Here is a 26,982-nt window from a genome sequence, read left to right as displayed (position 1 = left end):
GTTCCTGCCCGCGGGGGCCGGTGGTGGGGTCACTGCTCCCGCATGCGGAGCTCCAGTCGGTCGATGGCGGCGCGGACCCCGCCGCCGTACCCGTCGTCCGCGAGCGACGCGGCCGCGGCGCGGGCCCGCCGGAGGTGGATACGGGCCGAATCGGGGCGCTGCAGCTTGAGGTAGTCCGCCGCGAGGTTGAGGTGCAGCGAGGGAAAGAACGCCCGGACGGCCGGGGTGTCCCGGTGTTCGGTCACCCGCTCCTGGCCCGGCCCCTCGCCGTCCCCCGGTTCCTCAGCGGCCGTCAGCCCCTCGGCGGCCGTCAGGGCGCGCAGGTCCCAGGCCAGCTCGTCGCCGGGATCGTCCTGGGTGTCGGCCATGTAGTGCGCGAGGGTGCAGCGGTGCAGGGCCTCGCCGTTCGCCCCGAGCTCGGACCAGAGTGCCCCGAAGCGGTTGCGGGCCTCCTCCCGGTCACCGCCGTGGAGCAGCATGATCGCCTGGCCGATCCTGGTCATGACGGCGTCCTCGGACGCCTCCTGCTGCTCCACCACTGTGGTCTCCTCGTCGCCCGTTCAGCCGGTTGCCCTCCGTCCGACGCTAACGCCGGGCTTGCGCAGAACCGGTCAGACACGGGCGGGCGGCCCTGTCAGCCGAGGTCGGGGATCCGCCAGTCGATCGGCTGGTGCCCCTGGCCGGCCACGGCCTCGTTGATCTGTGTGAAGGGGCGGGAGCCGAAGAACTTCTTGGCGGACAGCGGCGAGGGGTGTGCGCCCTTCACCACCACATGGCGCTCCTCGTCGATCAGGGGCAGCTTCTTCTGCGCGTAGTTGCCCCAGAGCACGAAGACCGCCGGGTCGGGCCGGTCGGCGACGGCGCGGATCACGGCGTCGGTGATCTTCTCCCAGCCCTTGCCCTTGTGGGAGTTGGCCTCGCCGCCCCGGACGGTGAGCACCGCGTTGAGCAGCAGGACGCCCTGCTCGGCCCACGGCATCAGATAGCCGTTGTCCGGGATCGGCAGGCCGAGCTCCTGCTGCATCTCCTTGTAGATGTTGCGCAGGGACGGCGGCGTCCTGACGCCGGGCCGCACGGAGAAGCAGAGTCCGTGTCCCTGACCCTCGCCGTGATACGGGTCCTGGCCGAGGACGAGGACCTTCACCTGGTCGTACGGCGTGGCGTCCAGCGCGGCGAAGACCTGTTCGCGCGGCGGATATACCGGGCCCTTGCCCCGCTCCTCCTCGACGAAGTCCGCCAGCTCCTTGACGTACGGCTTCTGCAGTTCTTCGCCGAGGACGCCGCGCCAGGACTCGGGCAGCAGGTCGATATCGGTCACGTCCACAACCTCCGGTGAGCAACAGGTTCTTGATCCCAGAACCTACCGGGCACCACTGACAACGGGCCTCCGAGGAGGCCCGTCGGCACGACCCCTACCAGCTGGCCTTGCGGTACAGCTCCCACATCTGCATGACGGTCTGCGGGTCGAGTGCGCGCTCGCCGCCGCCGATGTCCTCGCCCGCGGCCACGTACAGCTTGCCCTGCCACAGCGGCAGCAGCCGGACGTCCTCGACGAGGATCTCCTGGGCCCGCTCGAACTGCTTGCTGACCGCGCCCCGGTCGCTCTCCTGCCGCGAGGCGGGGATCAGCTGCTGGGTGATCTCCTTGTTGATGTACGGGGTGCCGGTGACACTCTCCTTGCCCACGAAGGGGGCGATGAAGTTGTCGGGGTCCGGGAAGTCGGGGAACCAGCCGCGGCCGAAGACCGGGTACTCGCCCTTGTTGAAGCCTTCCTGGAACTTCTGCCAGGGCTGGCCCTGCAACTTGATCTCGAACAGCCCGGAGTCCTCCAGCTGCCGCTTGAGCTCCTCGAACTCGGGCTCCGTGGAGGAGCCGTACCGGTCGGTGGTGAACCAGAAGTTCATCTTCACGGGCTTGGTGATACCGGCCCCGGTGAGGATCTCCTTGGCCTTCTTCACGTCCGGGTCGCCGAAGGTGTCGAAGAAGCTCGTGGTGTGTCCGGCGATACCCTTGGGGATCATGGAGTAGAGCGGCTCGGCGGTTCCCCGGTAGACCTTGGCGACCAGGGCGTCGCGGTCCACGACATGCGCGATGGCCTTGCGGACGGCGGGGTTCGCGGCGGCCGGGTCCTTCGGGTTGAAGACCAGGAAGCGGATGTCCGCGCCGGTGCTCTCGACGATCTGGAGGCCTTCGTTGTCTTTCTTGTTGTCCTCGAGGCTGACGACCTCCTCGGCGGTCAGACCCCGGTAGGTGGCGTCGATCTCCTTCGCCTTGAGCGCGCTCACCATGTCGGCGGACTTCTCGAAGTAGCGGATGGTGACCGCGTCGTTCTTCCGGTTGGCGAAGCCCTTGTAGTCCGGGTTCTTCTTCAGTTCGGCGGTGGCCCGGTCGTCGTAGGACTCCAGGAGGTACGGGCCGGAACCGGTGACCTTGCCGTCGTCGCGGATCTTGTCCTTGCGGTAGTCGCCGGGGGCGACGAGCGACATGGCGGGCGTGGCGAGGATGAACGGGAACGTGGCGTCGGACTTGTTCAGGTGGAAGACGACCGTGTCGTCGCCCTTGGTCTCGATCCGGTCCAGGGAACCGAGCATCCCGGCCGGGCCGCCCTTGAAGTGGATGTCCACGATGCGGTCGATGGAGTACTTCACGGCCTCGGCGTCGAGCTTCTCGCCGTTGGAGAACGTGAGGTTCTTCTTGAGCGTGCACCGGTACGCCATGCTCGTGGCGTCCGTGAACTTGCAGGACTCCGCCGCGTCCGGCTCCGGGTTCGTGCTGCCGGTGGGGAAGCTCACCAGGGTCTGGTAGACGTTCCGCATCAGTTCCCAGGAGCCGTCCCAGGCCGCCGCCGGATCGAGTGTGGACGGGGAGCTGGTCGTCCCGACGGTTATCTTCTGGTCCGCTTCCGATCCGCTGTCGGAAAGGAGACCGCAGCCTGCCAGCAGAGAAAGGGAAGCTAGGGCTGCAGCAGCCTGCAGACTGGCCCGGTAGAACACGCGCACGCTCCTCGATCAGCCATGGGTCGGCAGACCATACCGCAGCGCCCCGCCGGGTCAATCCGCTGACCCGGTGGGGCACTTGACTCAATCAGGGCCAAAACGGTCCAGGCCGCTCTCAGCCCACGCCCGCGTTCAGGAAAATTCCGCCGTCGACCACGAGGGTCTGTCCGGTGATCCAGTCGGACTGCGCGGAGGTGAGGAAGGCCGCCGCGCCCCCGATGTCCTCGGGAACGCCGAGCCGGCCCAGCGGATAGGCGGCGGCCGCCTCCGCTTCGCGGCCCTCGTAGAGCGCCTCGGCGAACTTGGTCTTGACCACGGCCGGGGCGATGGCGTTGACCCGGACGACCGGGGCGAACTCGTGCGCCAGCTGGGCGGTCAGGTTGATCATGGCCGCCTTGGACATCCCGTACGCGCCGATGAACGGCGAGGGGGCGACGCCCGCGACGGAGGCGATGTTGACGATCGCCCCGCCGTTCTCCTTCTGCCAGGCCTTCCAGGTCTGCTGGGCGAAGCCGAGCGCCGAGATCACATTGGTCTCGTAGACCTTGCGGGCGACGTTCAGGTCGAGCTCCGCCATGGGGCCGAAGACCGGATTCGTCCCGGCGTTGTTGACCAGGTAGTCGACCCGGCCGAACGCCTCCATCGTGCGCTCGACCGCCGCGGCCTGGTGCGCCTCGTCGTGCGCCTTGCCCGCGATGCCGATCACCCGGTCCGAGCCGAGCCGCTCGACGGCTTCCTTCAGGGCGTCCTCGCCCCGCCCGGTGATGACCACCCGGTCGCCGCGGGCGACGAACGCCTCGGCGATCCCGTAGCCGATGCCCCGGCTGGCGCCCGTGACGAGGGCGACCTTTCCGCTGTCCTGCACCGTCATGATGTCCGCTGCCCTTCGGATCAGTTGAGGGGTCCGCCGGCCACGTACATGACCTGGCCGGAGACGAAGCCCGCGTCGTCGCCCGCGAAGAAGGCGATGGCGTTCGCGACGTCCTCGGGACGGCCGACGCGCTGGACCGGGATCTGGGTGGCGGCCGCCGCCTGGAACTCCTCGAAGCCCATGCCGACGCGGGCGGCCGTCTGCGCGGTCATCTCGGTGACGATGAAGCCGGGCGCGACGGCGTTGGCCGTGACACCGAACTTGCCGAGCTCCTTGGCCAGCGTCTTGGTCAGGCCCTGGAGCCCCGCCTTGACCGCGGAGTAGTTGGCCTGGCCCCGGTTGCCGAGGGCCGAGGAGGAGGAGAGCGAGACGATCCGGCCGAACTTGGCCTCGACCATGTGCGCCTGGACGGCCTTCGCCATCAGGAACGCGCCCTTGAGGTGCACGTTCATCACGAGGTCCCAGTCGGTCTCGCTCATCTTGAACAGCAGGTTGTCGCGGAGCACGCCCGCGTTGTTCACCAGGATCGTCGGGGCGCCCAGCTCGGCGGCGACCCGCGCGACGGCGGCTTCCACCTGGCCGGCGTCCGACACGTCGCAGCCGACGGCGAGCGCGGTGCCCCCGGCGGCGGTGATCTTCTCGACCGTGTCCTTGCAGGCCGCCTCGTCGAGATCGAGTACGGCGACGGAGCGGCCCTCGGCCGCGAGGCGTACGGCGGTGGCGGCGCCGATACCCCGCGCCGCTCCCGTCACGATGGCGACGCGCTGCTCGGTGGTGGACATGCTTGGTTCTCCTCGCCCTTGGATCGCGGCTCAGCGGACGTCGGGGCGTTTCCCCGACAGAGGACTCCCGACCGCTGAGCAACCGCTTAGTACCTTCAGCAGACGAGACGCTAGAAGCCCTGGCACCCGGTGTCAACGGCGCGCGCCCCGGCGGGCCGCACGTCACACCGGCCGGAGCGCGCGCCCCGACGCCGACGGGGCCCCGCCGGGGCGCGCGTCAGCGCACCAGCAGGTCGAGCAGCCGCTCCACCTCGCCCGCCGGGTCGGCGGTCAGCCCGCTGTGCACCGCACCGGGCTGAACGACCGTGGAGCGCGGGGCGATCAGCCAGCGGAACCGCCGCCCGGCGTCGTCGCCCGCCGCCTGGCCGGCGCCCTCGCCTCCGCCGCAGACCCCCTCGACGGCGCGCAGGGCGGCCCGCACCCCGACGATGTCTGCTGCGGGGTCCAGCGCCTTCAGCTTCGCCTCGTCCAGGTGCGTACGGGCGGCGACGAACGAGTGGGCCCGGCAGTAGACGAGCACCCCCGCGTTGAAGCACTCCCCCCGCTCGACCCGGGGCACGACGCGCAGGAGGGCGTACTCGAAGACATCGCGCCGCGTCATCGGCCACCCTCCTCGCCGGCCGGGACGGCTGCCGCGGCGGGCTCGTCGCCGGCCGGTTTCGACCGGGGCGGCAGGCGCTCGGTGAGCCAGCCCGGGGCCTGGGAGGGCCGGGCCGCGGTCGGCGCGTCCAGCGTGATCCGGTCATGGATGTCGGCGGCGCGCGCGAGCAGCGGCGCGACATAGGCCCGGCGCACCTCGTCGGCGGAGCCGAAGCCGGGCTCGTCGGCCAGCCAGACGTCCGGCACGTCGGCGGCCACCTCGGTGAGCAGTTCCTCGGTGACCAGCGGGGCGAGTTCGGCGGCGGCGGCCGCGATGTCCGGCGCGAAGGGCGCCAGGACGTGGTCCGAGGCGTTGTACGGCTTGGCGGCGGAGGCCTGCGCGCCCGGCCAGTTGTGGTGCCAGATCATGGTCGCGCCGTGGTCGATGAGCCAGAGGTCGCCGTGCCACACGAGCAGGTTGGGGTTGCGCCAGGAGCGGTCCACGTTGTTGATCAGCGCGTCGAACCAGACCACTCGCCCGGCCTCGGCCGACCCGACCTCGTAGGCGAGCGGGTCGAACCCGAAGGAGCCGGGCAGATAGTCCATGCCGAGGTTCAGCCCGCCGCTCGCGCGGAGCAGCTCCTGCACCTCCTCGTCGGGCTCGGCGAGTCCGATGACGGGGTCGAGCTCGATGGTCACCAGCTCGGGCACCCGCAGCCCGAGCCTGCGGCCGAGCTCCCCGCAGATGATCTCGGCGACGAGCGTCTTGCGGCCCTGCCCCGCCCCGGTGAACTTCGTGACGTACGTACCGAGATCGTCGGCCTCGACGATTCCGGGGAGCGATCCACCCTCCCGCAGGGGCGTGACATAGCGGGTAGCGGTGACCTCTTTCAGCATCTTCCCAGGACATCCATCTCTTGAGCCTTGCGATCCACGGTCAACCCGGAGGGCCGCGACAGCGGGAACCACCCGCCCCCACTCCCCCGAGCAAGTGATCATAGTTCACCGCCGAGGCAATTCCGGCGGCCCGATTCCTGGACTCCGCCCGTCACGACGGCATGGCCGGAAAGAGGCGATTACTCATCCGTCATATCAAGAGAAATCCGGAGTGGATCACACGGAAAGGAACATCGATCCCCCTCTGCCGCTTTCCCGGGGGATTTCTTTGCGCCAAATACATCCACTATCCGAATGATTCCCTGGCCGCCCCATAGGATCATGCTGACCCCGTGCGAGACAAAGATACCGAAGGCCGAATTCCGGAGGGGACGAGAGACCGGATGGGACGAGAGAGAGGCGGGCAGCCCGTGCCGACCTCGCAGAACGCCCCGGCATGATGGCCCGGTTCCGGCACTGGAGCGTCCACAGGACGACGGCCGCACGCCAGCTCCAGTACCTGACCCGACAGGCGGGCGGGTTCAACGTCGGTTGCGCACTGGCCGTTCACCTGGTGGCCGGCCTCGTCCCGATCGTGTTCGTCCTGGCCTCCAGTGCGGCGATCCAGGACGTCTACAACGGTTCCCCGTCCTCAGCCGCGCTGTGGCTGGGGGCGACCGTCGCCGCCTGCCTGGTCCAACAGGTCGTCTCCCCGCTCCAGATCCTGCTTTCGCACCGGATCCAGCTGCGGGTGGACGCCTACTGCTCGCGGCGGCTGTTCGCGGACGCGCTGGGGGTCGAGGCGCTCCGGGACCTGGAGGCTCCGCTGCTGGCCGACGCACTCGCCGACGCGACCGAGTCGTTGAACAACGAGAGTCACACGCCGGGCGGCGCGGTCGAGGGAGCGCTGGCGCTCGTGCCGCGGTATGTGCAGCTCGTCGGCGCGGTCGTGATCGTCGGTGTGCTCGGCGACCTCTGGTCGGCCCTGCTCGCCCTGGCCATCGCCCTGATGAACCGGTTGGGCCAGACCATCGCCTTCTCGGCCTGGTCGGCCGAATACCGGGCGATGGGAGGAGACCGCCGACGGGTGGCGTACCTCCGGGACATGGCCTCCGATCCGCGCATGTCACGGGACATCAGGGTGCATCGGATCCGGCCGTGGCTCCAGGGCCGCTACCGCGAGGACGCACAGGCCTACCTGGCGCGGCTCTGGAGGACCAGGCACAGGATGTTCGGCCGTTCCTTCGCCGTCTACGCCCTGGTCACCACCGTGGCCGGCACCGGACTCGTCGTCATGGCCGTCGTCGCGCCGGTGCTCTCCCACACCCTCTCCGTCGGCTCGGTGGCGATGCTCATCCAGGCCATCATGATCTGCATGGCGTTCGGGGTGATCTTTCCCGAGTCGGACACGAAGATGCAGTACGGCCGCAACACCTGGCAGGCCATCCTGGAGGTGGAGCGCGGTGTGGAGGGGGCCGGCCGGGCCCGCCCCCGGCAGCCCGCGCGACCCGCCGAACCTCGATCCGCCGAACCGCGACTCCCCGAACCGCGCCCCCTCCGACCGCGCCCCCGGAGCGCGGCCCCGGTCGCGGTCCGAGGGCTGTGCTACCGCTACGACTCCGACACCCCGGTCATCCGCGGCATCGACCTGCAGCTCCGCGCCGGGACGTCGACCGCGATCGTGGGATCGAACGGCGCGGGAAAGTCCACCCTCGTCAAGCTGCTGACCGGCCTCTACCTCCCCGACGAGGGCGAGGTACGGGTCGACGGCAGGCCGCTCGACGAGAGCACCGTCGACGCCTGGCAGGCCGGATCCGCCGTGCTCTTCCAGGACTTCCTGCGCTACCGGCTGACGGTACGGGAGAACGTCGCGATGCAGTCGGTCGCGCACCTGGACGACACCGCCGGCATCCTGGACGCCCTGGCACGCGTCGGGCTGGCGACGGTGATCGACGAGCTGCCCCAGGGCGTCGAGACGCCGCTGTCCCGCCTCGCCGCCGACGGAGCCGAGCTGTCCGGGGGGCAATGGCAGCGGCTGGCGTTGGCGAGGGTCCTCTTCGCCGTCGCCCATGGGGCGCGGTTCCTGGTCCTCGACGAGCCCACGGCCCAGCTCGACGCCAGAGGAGAGGCCCAGTTCTACAACGACTTCCTCGAACTGACGCGCGGAGTCACCAGTCTCGTCATCTCCCACCGGCTCTCCTCGGTCCGGCGCGCGGACGCGATCGGCGTCCTGGCAGGAGGCCGGATCACCGAGTTCGGCACGCACCGTGAGCTGGTCCGGACAGGCGGGACGTACCAGAGTCTCTTCGCCCTCCAGTCGCAGAGGTATGTGGAGCGATGACTCATACGATGCGCGCGGTGTGGTTCCTCGCACGGCTCTCCTGGCGCACCGACCGCCGGCGTCTGCTGCTGGGCGGTGGCCTGCTCATCGCCGGAACGCTCTGCTCGCCGCTGGTGGCGGTGGTGTGCCGGGCCTTCGTCGACTCGCTGTCGTCACCTGACGGCACCGTCGTCACGGTCCTTGCGCTGTGCCTGGTGAGCGGTCTGGTCGGCCAGTTGATGCTGGGCCATTTCGCCCACCTCTGGTATTTCGAACTGGGCGACTCGGACGAGGTCGCGCTGAGTCAGAGCCTGGCCGCGATCGTCACGGACGACCTGGGGCTGGAGGAAGTCGAGGACCCACGGACGGCGGACCGCATCGAGCTCGTCCGGAAGGACGTCATCCGGGTGCGGGCCACGGTGTCGGCCGGTCTGCTCCTGGCCGCCTCCTGTGTCCAGCTGGTGATGACGGCGGCCCTGCTCGCCACGGTGTCCGTCGTGCTCCTGATCCTGCCCCTGGCGGCGGCGGTGCCGGTGTTCCTCACCGACTGGGCCGAGCGGTCGATGAGGAACGCGCAGCAGGCGGCGACGCCTGCCCGGCGGACCCTTGCGCACCTGCACGAGCTGGTTTCGTCGTCCGCCGGCCAGAAGGAGATCCGGCTGGGGGGCGGCGCCGCCCACCTCGGCCGGATCCACGCCGAGACGCACGACGAGCTCGAACGCTCGATGAACCGGGCGCACTCCGCGACCGCGGTCCGCAGCATCCTCGGCCAGGTTCCGTTCGCCCTGACCTTCGCCGCCGCCATGGCCGTGCTCGTCGCGCTGGTCTCGCACGGCCGCGCCGGGGTGGGCGACGTCGTCATGACCATCCTGCTCGCGCCGCAGGTCTCCAACCAGGTGACCACCCTGTTGCGAAGTCTGAGCGCGGTGGGCTCCGCGACACTCGGCATCGGCCATTTCGAGGAGCTGCGGGACACCGCGGCGAAGAGCCCCGCCGCCGGGCCCGACGACCGTGACCGGCCCCCGGAGCGACTGCACGGCGGTATGCGGCTGGAGAACCTCGGCTACCACTACCGGGGCTCGCGCACGCCCGTGCTCGAAGGGCTGAACATCACGGTGCCCGCCGGGAGTTCGGTGGCCATCGTCGGGGAGAACGGAGCGGGGAAAAGCACCCTGGTGAAACTCCTGCACGGACTCTACCGGCCGACGTCGGGACGGATCCTCCTCGACGGCGTCGATCTCGCCGGGATCGCGCCGGACGGCTACTTCGCCCTGACGGCGGCGCTCTTCCAGGACTTCGAGCACTTCGACTTCAGCCTCCTGGAGAGCATCGGCATCGGCGATGTGCCCTACCTGCACAGCGAGGAGCGGGTCCGCGAGGCGATCGGGCGTGCGCGGGCCGAATCCGTACTCGAACGGCTCGGCGGGCTGGACGAGTTCGTCGGGCGCGGCTACACCTCGGGCACGGAGCTCTCCGGAGGCCAGTGGCAGTCACTCGCCTTCGCACGGGCGCTGATGAAGCGCAGGCCGCTGGTGCTCTCGCTGGACGAGCCGGGGCACTCTCTGGACCCGGAGGCGGAGGAGCGCATGCACGATGCCTACGAGGCCACCGCCCGGACCTTCGCCCGCGCCTCGGGCGCCATCACCTTCTATGTGACGCACCGGCTCGCCAACGTCACGTCAGCCGATTTCGTGCTGGTGCTTCGCGGCGGGAAGGCCGAGGCCTTCGGAACCCACGAGGAACTCGTCACGGGCAACGCCTACTACGCCGAGCTCTTCCGGTTGCAGGCGAGGGCCTACACATGAGCCGCGCGGCGCGGTCCCGGCGGCCATCGGTTCCGGAGCCCCGGAGGTCCGGGTGATCGTCTGCGGGATCTCCTGGGGAACCGAGGGCTATGAGGCGTTCGGTGTGGATCCGGCGGGACGTGGGGTCTTCGCCCGGAGCTTCCCGCCCGGTGCGATCGGCGGGCTGACCGAGTACCTCCGCGCGTGGGCGCTGGAGGCAGGTGACGGCCGGTTCGTCGGAGTGGTGGAGAGCACCAACGGAACCATCGACCTCCATCTGATGAACGCCGGGCTCAGCATCGCCAGGGCCGACCCGTGGATGCTTCCCGGCCGTCCGGTCAACGGCTCGGTGTCGGCGGCCGAGCTGGCACGGCACGCGGCGGCCGCACCCGACGCACTGACCCACCTCGACCTGCGGACGGGAACGCTCGGTGGCCGCGCGGACGTCCTCGACTACGGCCTGCGGCGGCGGCCCGAGCTCCACGAGCGATTCGCCGGTGGTGGCGCGCTGTTGGAACGCGGGGCGGGCGACCTGCGCCGAGTGGCCCTGACCTTCGACGACGGCCCCTGTCCCCCTTACACGGGCCGGATCCTCGACATCCTGGCGAGATACCGGCTGCCGGCGACCTTCTTCTGCGTCGGTCTGCAAGCCGCCGCACACGGTGACACGCTGCGGCGCATGGTCGATGAGGGGCACAGTCTGGGCAACCACACCTGGTCCCATCCCTTCCTCCCGGACCTGCGGCCCGAGGAGTTCGCCTTCCAGATCGACGCGACCGGGCAGACCATCGCACGGGCCACCGGCATCGAACCGCGCTTCGTCCGTCCGCCCTACGGATTCGGGACGACGGAGCTGCTGGAGTGGACGTCGGAGAAGGACATGAGTTGCGTGCTGTGGGACAACGACAGCCATGACTGGTCGTCACCGGGGCCGGAGGCCATCGCCGAGCGGACGGTGCGGCAAGCGGGTCCCGGCTCGATCATCCTCATGCACGACGGCGGGGGCGACCGCTCGGGAACCGTCCAGGCGCTGCCCGGGATCATCGAGCAGCTGCTCGATGGAGGTTACGAGATGGTCGGGATCGAGCAGATGGTCGCCCCGGACCCCGGTGGCACGGACCAGGAGGGAAATCGTGCGGAACTCCCGGGCCCGATCGTGCGCTGACGCCGGATTTCCGCTGGTGGGCGGCTGACGGGCCGTCGGTATGAGGGAGACAAGGAAGTCTTCCCGCAGATAACGCCCCATTCTCTGCGGTATCGCTGAAGGCGGTGACTTTCCAGACAACCGGCCGACCTCACGTGCGACCGCATCGGAACCACAGGGTTTCGGTGTCGGGCCTCAGCTCGTATAGTGATTATCGGTAAGGGCCACGGAGACGGATACCGTCGCAATCCGCGGAAACGCCGTCATCTCACCACGACCGCGGGGAAGGTGGAATTCCGGAAAAGACGAAACACGGCGTCAAGCGATCCGAACAAGTCGAGTGAAGATCGCCGGATATTCCATCTGCCTCCGTTCACACAGGAACACCCGCCTGCGTCGCGAAGGGATCGGTATGCCTGTGGAAAGCCGTGTCTCCACCCCTCGCTCCCCGGTCGGCGCACCGATTCGCCCCGCGCTGGTGGTCATGCACCATCCGCGCCGCCGGGCCGGTCTGGCCCGGTTGGTCACGGCCCTCGGCGATGCCCGTCCCGCGGTGGTGGTCGATCCCGACCCGACGGGACCGCCGAGCCCGTTGCGCACCGCCAAGCGCGCCTGGGCCGCGGTGGACGCCCGCGCCACCCACCACGTGGTCCTGCAGGACGACGTCGCGCCGATCGAACGGTTTACGGAGCACTTACGGGCGGTGATCGCGGCGCGGCCGGACGCCGCCGTCGCGCTGTATGTGAACTGGAGAAGTCCGCACAACGCCTACCTCGCCCGGTGGGCCGCGCTGACCGGTCGGCCGTTCGCCGACCTGGCACCGCACGAGTACGTCCCCACCCTCGGGCTCGCCCTGCCGTCCGAGGCGGCCATCGAGCTCAGCCGTTATCTGAGCCGCTTCCCCGACGACTTCCGCGATGACGACGAGCTCGTGACGGGCTTCTGCCTGGCGGCCGGGCTCGACATCGTTGCCTGCGTGCCCCATCTGCTGGACCATCTGCCCGGGTCGAGCGTCGCGGGAAACGACCACCACGGCGCCCGGCACGCCGCGGTTCCCCTGCCGGCCGGCGGGATTTCCCCGGCCTACTGGCAGCGCACGGTGAAGCGGTCACCCGAGCGTCGCCGATACACCGTCGATCTCTACAAGAACCGCTGCTATCTCAGGTTCGTCCGAGCGGCGGCCGGTGAGCCCGCCCAGCATCCCTACTCCTGGCCGTGGGCGAACTGGTGCGGCCTCATCGACGCAGAGGGCGATCGCATCCGTTCGCGGTTCCGCGACTGGCTGGACCGCGCGACGAAGACGGTCGACGCCCCGCCCGCCGACCTGCTGGAGCTGTGGGCCGCCTGCTATCTGACCGGCCGCGACGCAGGCCCGGCGACGGGTTCCCTGCCGGAACTGGTCGATGCGGCACTCGGCACCCTGGTCCGGTCCGGCGTCCCGAACGGGTCGCCGGACGACCTCCTGGACCTGTGCCGGGCGGCCGCAGACCTCGGACGGGAGGACTCATGACGGCCCCGGCGATCGTCGGCCCGGAGAGCGACCGCCTCCTCCGGACTCTGGCCGTCCTGGAGGCGGAAGCCCTCACCGGCGTCCCCGGGCCGGTCCCGACGCTGAGCATCACCACGCTTCCCTGCACGTCCTGCCCGTACGACGACCGGCAGACGCTGGCCGACGACGTGGCGCGGACTCCGCTGGGCCGGCACATGCCCCTCGTCCCCCAACCACAGGCGACGCTCACGGCGTTCGCCTGCGAGCTGCTGGATCTCCGGCAGTTTCTCGCCGTCGGATCCGCCGTCGCGGCCGGAGCCCGCGTCCTGCGCACGCGGGCGATCGCGGTCGCTGATCTCTCCGACGCTCATCCCCTGGCGGTGCTGTCCGCTCCCGCCCTGTATTCCGAGCCGACGGGAGCCGAACCGTGGACTCTTCCCGTAAGCACCCAGATCCTCGGCCCCACCGGGATCCGGGAATGGCGGATTGTCGGCCACCGCAACGGAATTCCATGGACCGGGCTCACCGAGCGGTACGTGGCTCTACGCGACGAAGCGGTGCGAGGACTGCTGTGAACGTATTCCACCGGACGGCCCTCGCCATCGCCGATCGTCGCCCAGCGGACTAGCGATCATCATCCATGTACGGTCATGGATCGCTATCGATCAACAGGAGGGAACGATGTCCGAAAAGAACTCGGTCTTACTCGACGAGATCCGCGATTCCTACACCACCCATCCGGGATACCAGCACTGGTTCTGGGACTGGTTCGCGCAGGCGGACCTCGATGAGGATCTCATCAAGCAGTTCGCGCTCATGTACTACCAGCATGTGCTCCGCTTCCGCCTCTATATCGCGGGAGCACTGACCGTCGCGCCGTCCGAGAAGCTCCAGGTGGCTCTCTCGGAGATCCTGGCCGACGAGTACGGCGTCCATCTCGCGGGGCACCCGCCGGCCGACAGCCATCCCGAGATGTTCCGTAAGTTCATGCTTTCCGCAGGACTCACCGAGGCCGACTGGTCCGCCGGCACCCCGATACCCGGAGTCCAGTACTTCTTCGACTCCCACTTCGCGATGTTCCGCGGCGAACTCGTCAGCGAAAGCCTCGGGGCCGTGGCCTTCGGCATGGAGACGACCACCCCGTACCGCCATGCCCGAGTCCTCGAAGGTCTCGCCGCGTACGAGAAGAAGTCCGGTGTGTCGCTGGATGTGACGTTCTTCAGTTCGCACGTCCAGATCGACGAGCACCACAGCTCGATCCTGTACGACACGGCCATGCCGGTCTTCACCGGCGATCCGAAGGGCGTCATGCGCGGCGCGCGCTATTCGTTCGACGCACGTGAAGTGTTCCTGGACGATCTCGGCGCCCGCCTGGGCGCCCAGCGGTAGCGCCTGCCGGAGCGACTCCGGGACAGCGGTGACGCCGAGATCGGCCTTGCCGCTGTCCTCGCTGCCGCTGTTCCCCGAGACCTCCTGCTCCACTCCGTTCGACCTCTCTAGGCGGGAATTCGTGATCGCACTTCTCCGACATGGCCAGACCTGCGGAAACGTCAGCAAGGCGAGTTACATGGACGTTTCCGAGGACGACATGCTCCTGACCGAGCAGGGCAGGGCCGAGACCGAGGAACTCGCCAAAGCTCTCGCGGAGTTGGGGTCGCCCAGCGGGCCCGTACTGCTGGCGCCGGAGCGCCGGTGCGAGCAGTCGGCTGTCCTGCTCGGACTGGAGCAGCGGTCCTTTCGAACCGATCCCCGTCTGCGCTCCCAATCGTGGGGGACCTTCGACTTTCCCGGGGCGCGGGAGCTGCTGACCCGCTCGAAGACCTGGCCCAGTGGGCTGGACGTCAGATTCGCCGGTGGCGAGACCAGCCGGGAGGTCTACGACCGGTGCCGTCCGGTGGCCGAAGAGCTTCGCTCCGCGGAACTGGCCGAGCCCGGCGTCCTTAGCGCCGTGGTGACCCACGGAGTCGTCATCAAGCTGTTGCTGGCGCACTGGTCGTCCTGGCCGGACGCCACGATCGAGGGGACCCGGTCCATCTCGACCGGTTCGGGGGTCACCGTCACCTTCAGCAAGGACGACGGAAGCGTGCGATACGAGTCCCTGCCCAGGGCCTGACCGCAACCCCGCCGCACCACCGCGCCCCCTCACCGCCCGCCCGATCGGAGGTCCGCTTCCCGTGGTACGCGTCCTCGCGGTCTCGCCCCATCTCGACGACGCCGTCGTGTCGTACGGGGCGAGACTTCACCAACTGGCCGGGAACGGTGCGCAGGTCGTCGTGCTGACCCTGTTCGCCGGTACACCCAGCCCTCCGTACTCCGCGGCCGCGCAGCGGTACCACGACGTGTGGGGGGTGACCGGCAACCCCGTTCCCCAGCGCATCCGGGAAGACGTCGACGCCCTGCGCGCGTTGGGCCTGACCCCGCGCCACGCCGACTTCCTCGACGCCCTCTACCGGCGGCTCCCGGACGGCCGGTGGCTCGTCGCCGATCCGTCCAGATCGGTCAGCCGGCAGGCGCTCGAGGTCGAGGAGCCCGACCTCATGGCCTCGCTGGAGGCCCGGATCGGTGACGTCGCCGCGGACTACCGGCCGGACGCGGTGTTCACCTGCGCGGCGATCGGGCGGCATGTGGACCACTGGCGAGCCCGCGACGCGACCGTCGGCGCGCTCGCCGCCACGGGCGTCGAGCTGCGGTTGTGGGAAGACCTGCCCTACGGCGGCCGGGCGAGCGAGATGCCGCCGCTGCCGGCCGGGGTGTTCCTCACGGAACGGGTCGTCGAACAGGTCGACTCCGTCGATCGGGACGCGAAATTCACGGCGATCGAGCACTACGTCTCACAACTCGATCTGCTGGCACGCGACGGGGTGAGCCTGCGCGACCGGCTCAGCCGGCACGCGGGCACCCGCTCCCGGACGGCGTACAGCGAGGCGACCTGGGGGCTGACCGCGGCCGAACCCACGAAGTGAGCGCCGGGCACGGTCGTGGCGCGCGGGCGCAGGGCCGTCCCCCGCGCGTCACGCCGTCCGAGCCCGGTGACTGCTCGCCAGGGCGTCGTCGAGCAGCGGACCGCCGATATCCGCCAGCACCGTGACATCCGGGTCGCTCAGCCCCATCCGGAACGCCCCCGGCAACAGCGTCCGCAACGCCACCGCGCCCACGCTCGTCCGCGACCGGTCGCCCGGACCCGCCAGCAGGCCCATGCAGAAGGTGGCGAGCCATGCCTCCCGCAGATCCTCGGGGGTGGCGATCACCTCGCCTCCAGCACCACGGATCGGGTCGGCGGGGGACGGTGGCAGCACATCACCGTGGCCCGCGTCCTTGAGCCACACAGCCGCGGGAGACGAGCTCCACCCCCCGTCCGGGAGGGCGACGTCCACCACAGCACGCCGGCTGTCCGGTGCGACATAGGCCAGCGCGCGCTGCCGGACGAGCAGACCGTCCAGCTCGGTGGCGTCCCCGGCATCGTCCCGGAAGCACGCCACACGGCGGATTCCCTTGGCAGCGGATCGCGCCAACAGGCTGGCGCTGCCCCGGACATCGTGCTGGACCGGACTCGCGGTCAGCGCCTGCACCTCGATGCCACGTTCCCACAGGAAGTCCCTGAGCAGCGTCGAGTCGCCCAGATCCGCTTCCGCCATCCGCGAGTCCAGGTAGGCCCCGGCGTCCCGGGCCAGGTCAGCGGGCAGGAGGAGGGCGGGCGCCGGGATGAACGACTCCTCGATGACGAACCGCCGCTTCCCGGCGACCGCCGCCAACCTGGCGGCGGCCCCGATCCGCTTCGACCAACCCGCGTACAGGGACAGGCAGCACGCCGGCACGGAGCGAACCTCCTCCGTCAGCACCGCGAGGAACTCCCTGCTCGGCAGCAGATCGTCCTGGAGCACCAGATGATGCGTCGCATCGGCAGGCGCCGAACTCCACGCCAGCGCGGCCGTCCGCACGGCGGTCGGCGGCCCGTCAGGAAGGGGATCGACGACGATCCGCGGTGCCAACTCGCCCAGCAGCTCGCGCAGTTCCTCCGCGAGCGCAAGACGCTTGGGATGCGTCATGATCGACACGGATGTGCGGACAGGCCCTTCGAACGGCATGGTCACCGCGGCTCCTCGGCTGCCCCGTAACGGCATTCGGCGGAGCATCGATCATACGGGAGGGCCCTTGGGCCACACCGTCGGATCGGGAAGAGGCCGGAGCCCACCCGGTGGACGGCGGCTGACAGAATCGCGTCGCCGGCGGCGCGGCCGGCGCCGCATATCCCGTCGTGGTGGCGGGTATTGGCCTGTTCGCCGCCGGTGCTCGCACGGGGGCCGCCGACAGGGGCCGCGGGTGCGGTGACCGGCCTCGTCTTCCGATGGAGCGTCCATGCTGCGGATCCACTTCACGCCCGAGGACATGACACGGGTCAGAGTGGCCCCGGGGCCGGACATCCTGTGGGAGATCACCAACAGCGTGCAGACCCTGCAACGGACCGACGGGGAAAGGGTTTTCGGCGCCTGGCGCCGCTGGGTGCGGCCCCGGCTCCCGGAGAGCCGCCGCCTGCTCTCCCCGCTGCTGCCGCCCTACGGCTACTCCCCCGACTTCCTCACCCCCACCGCCGGGGACCGCACCACGCTCCAGGCCGCCATCGACACGCTGCTCGGAACCCCGCTGCCGAGGCTGCGTGCGGAGCTGTCCAGGCTGGCCAGGTCGGAGCGGTTGCCCGGCTGGGCCGCATCCCTGGCCGAGGGCGACACGGACGCGCTCGCGCGCCTGGGCGACGCGCTCCACGCCTACCAGGCGGAGGCGCTCGTACCGCACTGGCGGCACGTCCGCGCGGACCTGGAGGCGGACCGGGCGGTGCGGATGCAGCACCTGATGGACGGCGGCACCGAGGCGCTGCTGTCCGGCCTCGGGCCCGACGTCCACTGGCGTTCGCCCGTGCTGGAGGTCACCTACCCGGTCGACCAGCACCTGCGGCTGGACGGTCGGGGACTCGTGCTCCAGCCGTCGTTCTTCTGCTGGCCCACCCCCACCACCCTGGCGGACGGCGACCTGCCGCCCGTCCTGGTCCACCCCATCCAGCACACGGCCGACTGGGCCGGGCCCACCGGCACGGCGGGATCCGCCACGGGTCCCGGTCCCCTCGGCCGGCTGCTCGGGCAGACCCGTGCGGACCTGCTGCGGGCTTCCCGCACCGGCTGCTCCACCGTCGAGGCGGCCCGGATGCTCCAGGTGACCCACCCGGCCGTCAGCCAGCACATGAACGTCCTGCGCGCGGCGGGGCTGACCACCACCGTCCGCACGGCCGGTCGCGCCCTGCATGTCGCGACCGCCGAGGGGCGTGCGCTGCTGGCCGCGGAGGACCGCCGCGCCGGGCGCGGGCCGGGCGGCGAACCGCGCCCGTAAGCCTGGGCTTACAGCGCTTGTGCGTGTCTCGGTCCGGCCTCCACGCTGTCTCCTGCCAGCGCACCGCACACGGCCGGACGCTCCCCACGCCGTCCCCACGCCGATGTTCCCGTACGGCCTCGTCCCCCACAGGAGCCCTCATGCGCGCGAGACTTGTCTCCAGCACGGTCGCAGCCCTCACCCTCGGAGCCCTGCTGCTCCCCGGCACCGCCCAGGCGTCACCCGCCCCCGCCCCCGCAGTCCCGGTCGTGGACGTGCGGGCCCATGGCTCGAGCGCCGGCACGGCCCTCGCCTCCGGATACGACGAGCCGGGAACCAGGCTGCGGGTCGCCTCCGGACGCACGAGCGACGCACGCTGGCTGGAGATCGACTACCAGGTCCAGGAGACCGGTTACTGGTGCGGTCCCGCCGCGACGCGCATCGCGCTCTCCGCCCGGACCCCCGCGCCGAGCCAGGGTGAGCTGGCCGCGCAGCTCGGCACGACCGAGGCGGGCACCGATCACATCGGCCAGGTCACCGGCGTACTCAACGCGCGTCTGGGCGGCGGCTGGTACGAGACCAAGGAAATGCCGAACGACCCGCCCACCCAAGGGCAGCGGGACCTCCTGTGGCACGACGTCGTGTACGACATCGACCGCAACTATCCGCTGGTCGCCAACATCGTCGCCCCGCCGGGCAACCAGCCGCCCGGCTACCCGCCGGACCAGACGATCTACCACTACTTCACCGTCTTCGGCTACGACGCGGTCGACCGCACCGTCCTCATCGCGGACCCGGCGTCCTTCGGTGGCAACCAGATCTACTGGATCTCCTTCGACCAGCTCGCCACCCTGATCCCTCCGAAGGGCTACTCAGCCTGATTCCGCGGGGCGGGCACGACCGCCCCGCGCCCCGGAACGCCTTTCCCCATCACCAGGAGATCACCTTGAACACGCACCGGCCCACCCGCAGAGGCGTCATGAAGGCCGCCGCCGGACTCACCGCGATGTCGGCACTCGGCGCGGGAGGCGTCCTGGCGTCGGCGTCCGCCGCGCAAGCGGCCGGGGACGGGTTCGGCCTGCGCATAGTGGACCGCGACGAGCGGGATCCACGGATGTGGTACTACCGCTTCGCGACCGACGCGATCGGCTGGAACCCCGGGGTCAACGTCCTGCTTCCGGACGGCTACCACTCCGGCGGGCGCAGGTACCCGGTCCTGTACCTGTTCCACGGGGGCGGCACCGGCCAGGACTTCATCGCCTTCGACCGGATGGGCATCCGCGCCTGGACCGCCGGAAAGCCGCTCATCGTCGTCATGCCCGACGGCGGCGCCGCGGGCTGGTACTCCAACCCGGTCGGCTCCAACGTCGGCCCCCGCAACTGGGAGACCTTCCACATCTCCCAGTTGCTCCCGTGGGTCGACGCCAACTTCCGTACGTACGCGGAGTACGACGGCCGTGCGGTCTCCGGCTTCTCGATGGGGGGATTCGGCGCGCTGAAGTACGCGGCCAAGTACCACGGGCACTTCGCCTCGGTGAGCGCCCACTCCGGACCGGCCAGCCTGCGCCGGGACGGCGGGCTCGTCACCCACTGGGCCAACGTCTCCTCGGCCGCCGTGGAGTTGGGCGGCGCCACGGTCTACGGTGCGCCGCTGTGGAACGAGGCACGGGTCAGCGCCGACAACCCGGTGCAGCGGGTCGAGAGCTACCGGAACAAGCGCGTGTTCCTGGCCGCCGGCACCAGCCCCGACCCGGTCAACTGGTTCGACACGATCAACGAGACCCAGGTCCTCGCCGGTCAACGAGAGTTCCGGGACCGGCTCGGCTCGGCGGGAATTCCGCACGAGTGGCACGAGGTGCCCGGCGGCCACTTCGTCCGCCCCGATCTGTTCCAGCGGGACCTGGACGGGATCGTCGCCCGCCTCCGCAAGGCCTGACACCCCGCCCACACCACGACGGCGACCAGGGACTACCGTCGTACGCTCGACATGGACAACGGCGTCGTGACGGCCACGTACACGCTCGGCGGGGTCACCTACCGGCGCGAGGTGTTCTCCAGCCACCCGGACGACGTGATCGTGGTGCGCCTCACCCAGAGCGGCGGCGGCTCCTACACCGGCTCGATGACACTCACGGGCACCCGCGGCGAGACGGTGACCTCGAACGCCCAGGCCGCGGAGGCGTCGTTCGCGACCGCTCTGCCCAACTCGCTCAAGTACGCCACCGTGATCAAGGCCGCGGGCGAGGGCGGCACTGTCTCCGCGACAGGCGCCAAGGTGACGTTCGACCAGTGCGGCGAAGTGGTGCTGGTCCTCTCCGGCGGCACCAACTACAAGGCCGACGCGTCCCTCCAGTACCAGGACGTCGCCCGCGTTCCGCTCACCGTCGCACGGACCAAGGCTCTCGAGGCCGCCGGTGTCGCCGGAGCACAGCTGCTCTCCACGCAGGTCGCCGACTACCGGCGCCTCGACCGGCGCATGACGGTGAACCTGGGCACGTCGTCCGCTGAGCAGCGGGCGATGGACACCCCGGCGCGCCTGACCGCACGGGCCGCGGCCGGTTCCGCTCCCGACCCGGAGCTGGAGGCGTCCTACCTGCGGTACGGCCGCTATCTGACGATCTGCGGCTCCCGAGGCAGCCTCCCCACCAACCTCCAGGGGCTGTGGGTCGACAGCAACTCACCGGCCTGGATGAGCGATTACCACAGCGACATCAACATCCAGATGAACTACTGGCTGCCGGACCGAGCGGGCCTTCCCGAGTGCTTCGACGCGTTGACGGACTACTGCCTCGCTCAGCTGCCCGGCTGGCAGGCCACGACGGAGAACCTGTTCCAGGACTCCCGCAACCGGTTCCGGAACACCTCGGGCAAGGTGGCGGGCTGGACCCTCGCGATCTCCACCAACATCTGGGGAGGCAACGGGTGGTGGTGGCACCCGGCGGGCAACGCCTGGATGTGCAACTCGCTCTACGAGCACTACGAGTACACCCTGGACACCACCCATCTCGCGAAGATCTACCCGCTGCTGAAGGGCGCCTGCGAGTTCTGGGAGGCGCGCCTGATCACCATGACCGTGCCGGACCCGGCGACCGGCGGCACGAAGGAGGTGCTCGTGGACGACCACGACTGGTCCCCGGAGCACGGCCCGCAGGACGCCCGCGGCATCACCTACGCCCAGGAACTGGTCTGGCAGCTGTTCCGGAACTACCGCGCCTCCGCCGCCGCACTCGGCAAGGACGCGCCGTACGCCTCCACGATCGGCGGGCTCCAGAACAAGCTGTACCTGCCCGAGGTCAGCGCCAGGAGCGGCTGGCTCCAGGAGTGGATGAGCGACGACAACCTCGGCGAAACCACCCACCGCCACCTGTCCGCGCACATGGGACTCTTCCCCGGTGACCGCATCAACCTCCAGGACTCCCCCGCCGCACTGATATCCGGCGCCACCAAGCTGCTCGAGGCGCGGGGCATGGTCAGCTTCGGCTGGGCGAGCGCTTGGCGGGCCATGTGCTGGGCGAGGTTGAAGCACGCGGACAAGGCCTACCAGCTCGCCCTGGCCGTGATGAAGCCGTCGGTGGACTACAGCAACGGCAGCGCTGCCAACCTGTTCGACATGTACAGCTTCGGCAGCAGTTCGGCCTTCCAGATCGACGCCAACTACGGCACACCGGTGGCGATGATCGAGATGCTGGCGCAGTCCAGGCCCGGACGGGTGGAACTCCTGCCGGCCCTGCCCCAGGCGTGGGCAGCCTCCGGCTCCGTCACCGGTGTCGGCCTGCGCGGCGGTTTCACCCTCGACATGAGCTGGAAGTCCGGCCAGGTCACCAGCGCCACCCTGCGCGGCGCGGCCGGCCGCTCCACCACGGTCGTCTTCGGCGCGTGGAGCCAGGCAGTCACGATCCCCTCCGCGCTCTCGGTCACCGTCGAGCCTCCCGCACAGCACACGGTCTTCCAGCTGGTCAACCGGAGGTCCGGCCGGGCCGTCGACGTGCCGCGCGCCTCCACCACGCAGGGCACGGGCCTGACCCAGTACACCCCCGGCTCCGCGGTCAACCAGCAGTTCCGCTTCATCCCGGTGGGCGGCGGCTCGTACGAGATCCGCACGACGCACGGCACGACGCCGCTTGCGTGGGACATCAGCGGCGGGGACGCGACCGAGGGCGCACAGCTCGTCCAGTGGAGCGCGACCCACGCCACCAACCAGCAGTGGAAGATCACGGAGACCGGTGACGGTCACGTCACCATCGCCTGTGCCCGCAGCGGCAAGGTACTGGGAGTCACCGCCGACTCGACAGCCAACGGGGCGACCATCGAGCAGCAGACACCCAACGGCGGCACCGGCCAGCAGTGGCGCCGCATCGGCAAGTAGGGAGCTCTTCGAGGGCCGGAGTGCGAGAAGAAGCTGGACAGGGCGCCCGGCGGGTTGCCGGGCGCCCCTTGTTCCCTGCTTTCGCCGGCCCGAAGCCCGACGTTACGCGTGGCGTGGTGTCTGACAGATGGCGCAGGATCAGCGGTAGTCGATCGTGTTGTAGTAGAGGCAGTTGAGCGCGGTCTCGCCCACGTCGTGGCCGTCCGCCTCGCGGTACTGCCAGAACGCGCGGAAGGTGTTGGGCTTGCGGTCGAGGACGGTGTCCCACAGCGGACCGCGCGGATCCTCGGAGCACTGGTCACCCGGCTCGTGCTTGCTCGCGTCGCCGAGGTCGATCAGCGCGCCCGCGACGCGGCCCTCGACCGTGTCGCCGTTCTCCCACACCCGGCCGGGCACGTTCGTTCCCCAGGTGGCGTTCTCCATGTCCAGGACACGGCCGTCCTCCCAGCGGAAGACCGGGTCCTCCAGGGCGACACCGGCGAAGAAGTTGGGCCAGCCCTCGGTCCAGGCGCAGCCGGCGGAGCTCGTCTTGTGGAGGGAGTGCGGGGAGCAGTTGGGGGAGGAGGGGAATGCGTCCTCGTAGATGTCGTCCATGAGGCCGTGGCCCAGTTCGTGCAGGACCACGATCGGAAGGTCGGGAGTCGCGGCGGAGAGGTAGGCGGCATCCTCCCGCAGGTCGTACCAGCAGCAGGTGGTGGAATCGGGTTCCCAATTCACCACAGCCTTGCGGCAGGTGGTGTCCCGTGCGTCCCAGCAGTCGCCGGGGACGAAGTTCCATCCTGTGTTGGCGGTGTCGAAAGCCTCGACGCCACGCATCAACTCCGGTGCGGAGGGCTGCAGATCACCGAAGTCGGCGATGCGGCCGGACCGAACGTTCTTCTGGGTGGCCGTGGCGAAGCGGTAGGGCTGTTTCGTGACCTTGGAACGGATGGTCCACTGTGGGTTGTCCGTGCTGAACCGTACGTAGACGTCTTGGGTTCGGTCGCCTGCGTCCTTGTTGTCGAAGCAGAGCGTGAAGCCACCGTCAGCGTCGGTGAGACCGGAGGCGAGGAGTTCGTCGGGCCCGTCGGGCTCCGCGTCGAACACCTCGACCGCGGCGTTCGCGGAGACACGGGTGTAGCCGGTGTGCTCCACGTAGTTCCATGTCCCGGTCGTACACGCCTGCTGCCGGCCCGGCTGCTGCTGCGCGCCGGAACCCGGGAGTGCGGGCTTGTGCGGCCAGGCCAGGGAGGATCGGGTGCCCGGCATGGTCGTGGGCGCCACGCCGCTGACGTTCTTGACGGCGATGCCGGGTGTGGACTTCTCCGTGCCGATGGTGAGATAGCTGCTGGCGGTCGCCGCGTCGGCGCCGGCAGCGGCGGTGACCGTCGCACGGATCTCGGCCGGTCCGGCGCTCAGCGCCTTGACCGTGCCGGTCAGCTTGAGCGGCTCGGCGCTGCGCACCGCGTGCCGTCCCTCGGCACTGCGGACCTCGCCCCCGTCGACGGGCACGTCCGACGCCGTCGTGGCGGTGGCCGTCCCGGCCGGAGCCTTCACCCACTCCAGGTGGGCGGGCAGTTCGACCTCGAGGGCGACATCGTCCTCGGCGGCGGTGGTACGCACCTCGATGGCGATGTCCGCCTGCCCTCCGGCCTCGGGCAGCCGCGACAACTTCAGAGCGACCGCCAGACAGCTCTCGTCGCGGTCGGTGCGGTCAGGGGCGGAAGGGGCTATCGGTGCGCAGTCGCGCACGGGAGCGACGGGCGTGCCCGGTGAGGCGAAGCCGGGTGCCGCGGCGGTGAGCAGGACGCCGGCCAAGGCGGTGCCCAACGCGAAACGACGGAGACGCATGGCACGTTCCTTTCGGTGGGTCAAGACGGTCGGGCCGCTCTCTCCGGCCCGTGCGGGGCGGAGTGGTTCTATCCCGCCCGACCCCGCCGCGGTGCCGGTTCGTGCCAGCGGCACGAACCGGCCGGTAGGCCTCGCCCGGCTGGCGGCCGCGGGACACCTCTGTGGCCCTACCGCCTTCGCCCTGGCGTCCGTTACTCGAGCAGACCGTTGATCTTGTCGTTCGCCGCCTTCAACTCCTCGGCGGGGTCCCCCTGGCCCATCAGGATCCTGTCGAGCGCCGGGGACAGGACGGATGTGATGTCACTGGCCTTGTCGGTGATCGGCGGCTGGAAGGTCGTCCCGTCGTCGACGTGCCGGGTGAACGGGGCGACGTCGATGCCCCTCTCCGCGAACGCCTTCTCCGCGACCTCGGTCGCCTCGGGCAGCGCCGGGAACACGACGCCGTGGCTGCCGACGGTCTTCTGGCATTCGGCTCCGGCCAGATACGTCACCCACTTCCAGGCCGCGTCCTTCTTCTTGCTGCCCGACCAGATCGAATCCGCGAGACCGTTGAACATGCTGGCCCGCTTGCCGGTGGGGCCTGCCGGCAGTGGGGCGATTCCGGCGTCGACTCCGCTCATTTCGTCGAAGGTGGAAATGGCCCAGTCACCGTCGGGGGACATGGCGTAGTTCCCGGCGCCGAACTGCTCGGGCGGCTTGACACCCCCGGTCGCCACCTTCAGCGGCGGTGCGTATCCCTTCGCGATCAGGTCGCGGAAGTAGGTGATGGTCTCCACGAACTCGGGGTCGTCGTAGTTGTACGAGGTCCCCCAGGGGTTCTTGTCGGTGTAGGTCCACCCGTTGCCGGCCGCCATCCACGACCACTGGTCCTGGCCGCTGTCGTCGGCGCCGTTGTCCCCGTAACCGAAGCCGTACGTCTTGACGTTCTTCGGGTCGAAGCCCGGCTGGTCGCCGCGGACACCGTTCTTGTCGACGGTGAGTTTGGCGGCGATCTCCTCGAAGGTGCCCCCGCCCTGGGGGTTCCACGCCATCTCGGCCAGGTCCTTGTCCGTGACCCCGGCCTTCTTCGCCACCTCCTTGTTGTAGAAGAGGGCGATGGTGTCCCAGTCCTTCGGCAGGCCGTAGCGCTTCTTGTCCGGGCCGACCCACAGCTCGGCGAGTCCGGGGATGTAGGCCCCGGTGTCCACCTTGTCCCTCTTGACGCGCTCGTCCAGCGGTTCGATCTGGCCTGTCCTGACGTACTCGCCGTACTTGGTCAGGTGGTTGACGAAGACGTCGGGCGCGTCACCGGAGACGAACGCGGTGGTGAGCGCGGTCCAGTAGTCCTTGTATCCCTTCTGCTCGAAGGTGATCGTGATGCCGGGGTTGGCCTTCTCGAACTTCTTGGCGCACTCCTGGTAGGCGGGCATCTGGTTGGCGTCCCACATCCAGTACCGGAGCTCGCCGGAGTCCGCGGAGCCTCCGGCGGAACTCGGGGCGCAGCCGGTCAGAGCCAGCGGCAGCAGGGTGGCGGCGGCCAACAGCCCACGGGTGAGTCTCATGGTCCTTCTCCTTCTTGCAAACGGGGTGGGTCGAGCAGGGAACCGGGTTGCTGCACCGGCTACTTGAGTCCCGAGAACTGGATCGAGTTGATGACGCGCCTACCGAAGACCAGAAGCAGCAGGATCATGGGGAAGGCCGACATTCCGGTGGCCGCCATGAGACCGGCCCAGTCCGGCGCTCCGTTCGCCGTCTGCTGCCGGAAGACGCTGAGCGCCACGGTCAGAACGCGTACGCCCTCCTCCTGGCCGACCAGGTAGGGCCACAGGTACTCGTTCCACGCGTTGAGGTAGGTCAGGAGCGCCAGGGTGGCGACCGAGGGGGCGCTCATCGGGATGATGATGCGGGTGAAGATGCGGAAGTGGCCGGCGCCGTCGATCCGCGCCGCCTCCTCGATCTCCCGGCTGACGCCGAGGAAGAACTGCCGCATGAAGAACACCGCGAAGGGCGTCATGAAGAAGTAGGGGGCGATGACACCCGCGTAGGTGTTGAGGAGCCCCAGCTCCTTGATGAGCACGAAGTTCGGCAGGATCGTGAAGATGGGCGGGATCATCATCGCCGTCAGGAAGAGGAAGAAGACGGTGTCCCTGCCGGGCCAGCGGAGCCGGGCGAACGCATAGGCGGCGAGGGTGGAGAACGCCACCTGCCCCGCGGTGATCAGCGTGGCCACGACGATCGAGTTGCGCAGGTAGAGCCAGAAGTACATCGTGGCGCCCGAGCCGCCCTCGGCCCGCGCCTCCTCGGGGGTGGACAGGCCGAGCACGCGCCCGAACGCGCCCCAGGTGAAGTCGGCCGGCAGCAGGGAGTCGGCGTTGGCGGGCAGTGAGCGGGTGGTGGACAGCCCCGTGCGCAACACCCACCAGAACGGGAACAGCGTGGCCACCAGGACCGCGCCGAGCGCCAGCCAGGCGAGAATCCGGCCGAGGGGAGGGAGCCGGCGCTTCGCGCGCTCGGGCTTCGGGCCGGTGGACTGCTTGCCGCCTGCACGATGCGGGTTGCCCCGGGCATCGGGGACACGGCCGGAAGTGACTTCTTGTGTGCTGGACAT

Annotated in this window: 23 protein-coding genes and 1 pseudogene; 13 read left to right on the top strand and 11 right to left on the bottom strand. The window is 69.9% G+C overall.

The genetic code is table 11. The features are described from left to right. Window positions 1-29 precede the first annotated feature (29 nt). From ACH4UK_RS30235 to ACH4UK_RS30205, 7 genes are all read right to left on the bottom strand, one after another. Window positions 30-539: a hypothetical protein gene (locus ACH4UK_RS30235; RefSeq protein WP_398361367.1), complete on the bottom strand. Its 510-nt coding sequence runs from the start codon at window positions 537-539 to the stop codon at window positions 30-32. 95 nt (window positions 540-634) lie between these two features. Next, window positions 635-1,318: a uracil-DNA glycosylase gene (locus ACH4UK_RS30230; RefSeq protein ID WP_398361365.1), complete on the bottom strand. Its 684-nt coding sequence runs from the start codon at window positions 1,316-1,318 to the stop codon at window positions 635-637. Between the two features lie 94 nt (window positions 1,319-1,412). Next, the gene (locus tag ACH4UK_RS30225) at window positions 1,413-2,993 is read right to left on the bottom strand and encodes an ABC transporter substrate-binding protein (RefSeq protein WP_398361363.1); all 1,581 of its coding nucleotides are present in this window, start codon (window positions 2,991-2,993) and stop codon (window positions 1,413-1,415) included. A gap of 118 nt (window positions 2,994-3,111) precedes the next feature. Next, window positions 3,112-3,867 (bottom strand): SDR family oxidoreductase, encoded by a 756-nt coding sequence (locus tag ACH4UK_RS30220; protein WP_398361361.1) that lies wholly within the window; start codon window positions 3,865-3,867, stop codon window positions 3,112-3,114. A 20-nt stretch (window positions 3,868-3,887) separates the two neighbouring features. After that, the gene (gene fabG, locus ACH4UK_RS30215; RefSeq protein WP_398361359.1) at window positions 3,888-4,649 is read right to left on the bottom strand and encodes a 3-oxoacyl-ACP reductase FabG; all 762 of its coding nucleotides are present in this window, start codon (window positions 4,647-4,649) and stop codon (window positions 3,888-3,890) included. 217 nt (window positions 4,650-4,866) lie between these two features. Then, complete coding sequence (locus ACH4UK_RS30210) at window positions 4,867-5,250, bottom strand: DUF3037 domain-containing protein (protein WP_398361357.1); 384 nt, start codon at window positions 5,248-5,250, stop codon at window positions 4,867-4,869. Beyond that, complete coding sequence (locus ACH4UK_RS30205; RefSeq protein ID WP_398361355.1) at window positions 5,247-6,125, bottom strand: HipA family kinase; 879 nt, start codon at window positions 6,123-6,125, stop codon at window positions 5,247-5,249. Before ACH4UK_RS30205 ends, ACH4UK_RS30210 begins: the two co-directional genes overlap by 4 nt. Before the next feature lie 436 nt (window positions 6,126-6,561). On the opposite strand from ACH4UK_RS30205, the gene ACH4UK_RS30200 reads away from it, so the two are divergent. The 8 genes from ACH4UK_RS30200 (at window position 6,562) to ACH4UK_RS30165 (ending at window position 15,804) form a co-directional block, all read left to right on the top strand. After that, window positions 6,562-8,445: an ATP-binding cassette domain-containing protein gene (locus tag ACH4UK_RS30200; RefSeq protein WP_398361353.1), complete on the top strand. Its 1,884-nt coding sequence runs from the start codon at window positions 6,562-6,564 to the stop codon at window positions 8,443-8,445. Continuing rightward, window positions 8,442-10,229, top strand: a complete 1,788-nt coding sequence (locus ACH4UK_RS30195; RefSeq protein ID WP_398361351.1) for an ABC transporter ATP-binding protein — start codon at window positions 8,442-8,444, stop codon at window positions 10,227-10,229. The genes ACH4UK_RS30200 and ACH4UK_RS30195 overlap by 4 nt, the downstream gene beginning before the upstream one ends. 52 nt (window positions 10,230-10,281) lie before the next feature. After that, window positions 10,282-11,373, top strand: a complete 1,092-nt coding sequence (locus ACH4UK_RS30190) for a polysaccharide deacetylase family protein (protein ID WP_398361349.1) — start codon at window positions 10,282-10,284, stop codon at window positions 11,371-11,373. A 391-nt stretch (window positions 11,374-11,764) separates the two neighbouring features. Next, window positions 11,765-12,862, top strand: a complete 1,098-nt coding sequence (locus tag ACH4UK_RS30185) for a hypothetical protein (RefSeq protein WP_398361347.1) — start codon at window positions 11,765-11,767, stop codon at window positions 12,860-12,862. Beyond that, a complete protein-coding gene (locus ACH4UK_RS30180) occupies window positions 12,859-13,416 on the top strand; it encodes a hypothetical protein (protein ID WP_398361345.1) in 558 nt (185 codons plus the stop codon). Before ACH4UK_RS30185 ends, ACH4UK_RS30180 begins: the two co-directional genes overlap by 4 nt. 106 nt (window positions 13,417-13,522) lie before the next feature. Then, window positions 13,523-14,230 carry an iron-containing redox enzyme family protein gene (locus ACH4UK_RS30175; RefSeq protein ID WP_398361344.1) on the top strand — a complete coding sequence of 236 codons (708 nt, stop codon included), beginning with the start codon at window positions 13,523-13,525 and terminating at the stop codon, window positions 14,228-14,230. Continuing rightward, a complete protein-coding gene (locus tag ACH4UK_RS30170) occupies window positions 14,181-14,954 on the top strand; it encodes a histidine phosphatase family protein (RefSeq protein ID WP_398361342.1) in 774 nt (257 codons plus the stop codon). Before ACH4UK_RS30175 ends, ACH4UK_RS30170 begins: the two co-directional genes overlap by 50 nt. A 61-nt stretch (window positions 14,955-15,015) precedes the next feature. Then, window positions 15,016-15,804 (top strand): PIG-L deacetylase family protein, encoded by a 789-nt coding sequence (locus ACH4UK_RS30165; protein WP_398361340.1) that lies wholly within the window; start codon window positions 15,016-15,018, stop codon window positions 15,802-15,804. Window positions 15,805-15,852: 48 nt separating this feature from the next. Here the strand turns inward: ACH4UK_RS30165 and ACH4UK_RS30160 are convergent, their stop codons facing one another. Further along, window positions 15,853-16,887 carry a hypothetical protein gene (locus ACH4UK_RS30160; protein ID WP_398361338.1) on the bottom strand — a complete coding sequence of 345 codons (1,035 nt, stop codon included), beginning with the start codon at window positions 16,885-16,887 and terminating at the stop codon, window positions 15,853-15,855. Between the two features lie 310 nt (window positions 16,888-17,197). Here ACH4UK_RS30160 and ACH4UK_RS30155 point away from each other — a divergent pair, with 310 nt between their 5' ends. The 5 genes and pseudogenes from ACH4UK_RS30155 (at window position 17,198) to ACH4UK_RS30135 (ending at window position 22,565) form a co-directional block, all read left to right on the top strand. Further along, window positions 17,198-18,220 carry a winged helix-turn-helix domain-containing protein gene (locus tag ACH4UK_RS30155; RefSeq protein ID WP_398361337.1) on the top strand — a complete coding sequence of 341 codons (1,023 nt, stop codon included), beginning with the start codon at window positions 17,198-17,200 and terminating at the stop codon, window positions 18,218-18,220. A 140-nt stretch (window positions 18,221-18,360) separates the two neighbouring features. Then, on the top strand, window positions 18,361-19,080 hold the full coding sequence (locus ACH4UK_RS30150; RefSeq protein ID WP_398361335.1) for a C39 family peptidase: 720 nt from the start codon (window positions 18,361-18,363) through the stop codon (window positions 19,078-19,080). A gap of 65 nt (window positions 19,081-19,145) precedes the next feature. Then, window positions 19,146-20,135, top strand: coding sequence for an alpha/beta hydrolase (locus tag ACH4UK_RS30145; protein WP_398361333.1), 990 nt, complete (start codon window positions 19,146-19,148; stop codon window positions 20,133-20,135). Window positions 20,136-20,162: 27 nt separating this feature from the next. Then, a pseudogene (locus ACH4UK_RS30140) lies at window positions 20,163-21,875 on the top strand (glycosyl hydrolase family 95 catalytic domain-containing protein); the annotation flags it as partial. Beyond that, window positions 21,873-22,565 (top strand): RICIN domain-containing protein, encoded by a 693-nt coding sequence (locus tag ACH4UK_RS30135; RefSeq protein WP_398361854.1) that lies wholly within the window; start codon window positions 21,873-21,875, stop codon window positions 22,563-22,565. The pseudogene ACH4UK_RS30140 and the gene ACH4UK_RS30135, both read left to right, overlap by 3 nt. A gap of 138 nt (window positions 22,566-22,703) precedes the next feature. Here ACH4UK_RS30135 and ACH4UK_RS30130 read toward each other — a convergent pair whose 3' ends face one another. From ACH4UK_RS30130 to ACH4UK_RS30120, 3 genes are all read right to left on the bottom strand, one after another. After that, window positions 22,704-24,395: a hypothetical protein gene (locus tag ACH4UK_RS30130; protein WP_398361331.1), complete on the bottom strand. Its 1,692-nt coding sequence runs from the start codon at window positions 24,393-24,395 to the stop codon at window positions 22,704-22,706. Between the two features lie 191 nt (window positions 24,396-24,586). Next, window positions 24,587-25,936: an ABC transporter substrate-binding protein gene (locus ACH4UK_RS30125; RefSeq protein ID WP_398361329.1), complete on the bottom strand. Its 1,350-nt coding sequence runs from the start codon at window positions 25,934-25,936 to the stop codon at window positions 24,587-24,589. A gap of 59 nt (window positions 25,937-25,995) precedes the next feature. Then, a complete protein-coding gene (locus tag ACH4UK_RS30120; protein ID WP_398361327.1) occupies window positions 25,996-26,982 on the bottom strand; it encodes a carbohydrate ABC transporter permease in 987 nt (328 codons plus the stop codon).

Origin of the sequence: Streptomyces sp. NPDC020884, from assembly GCF_044333935.1 — a bacterium.
Lineage (GTDB): Bacteria > Actinomycetota > Actinomycetes > Streptomycetales > Streptomycetaceae > Streptomyces.
The sequence above is the reverse complement of the archived record's forward strand: the minus strand, read 5'-3'. Positions and strand labels throughout refer to the sequence as shown.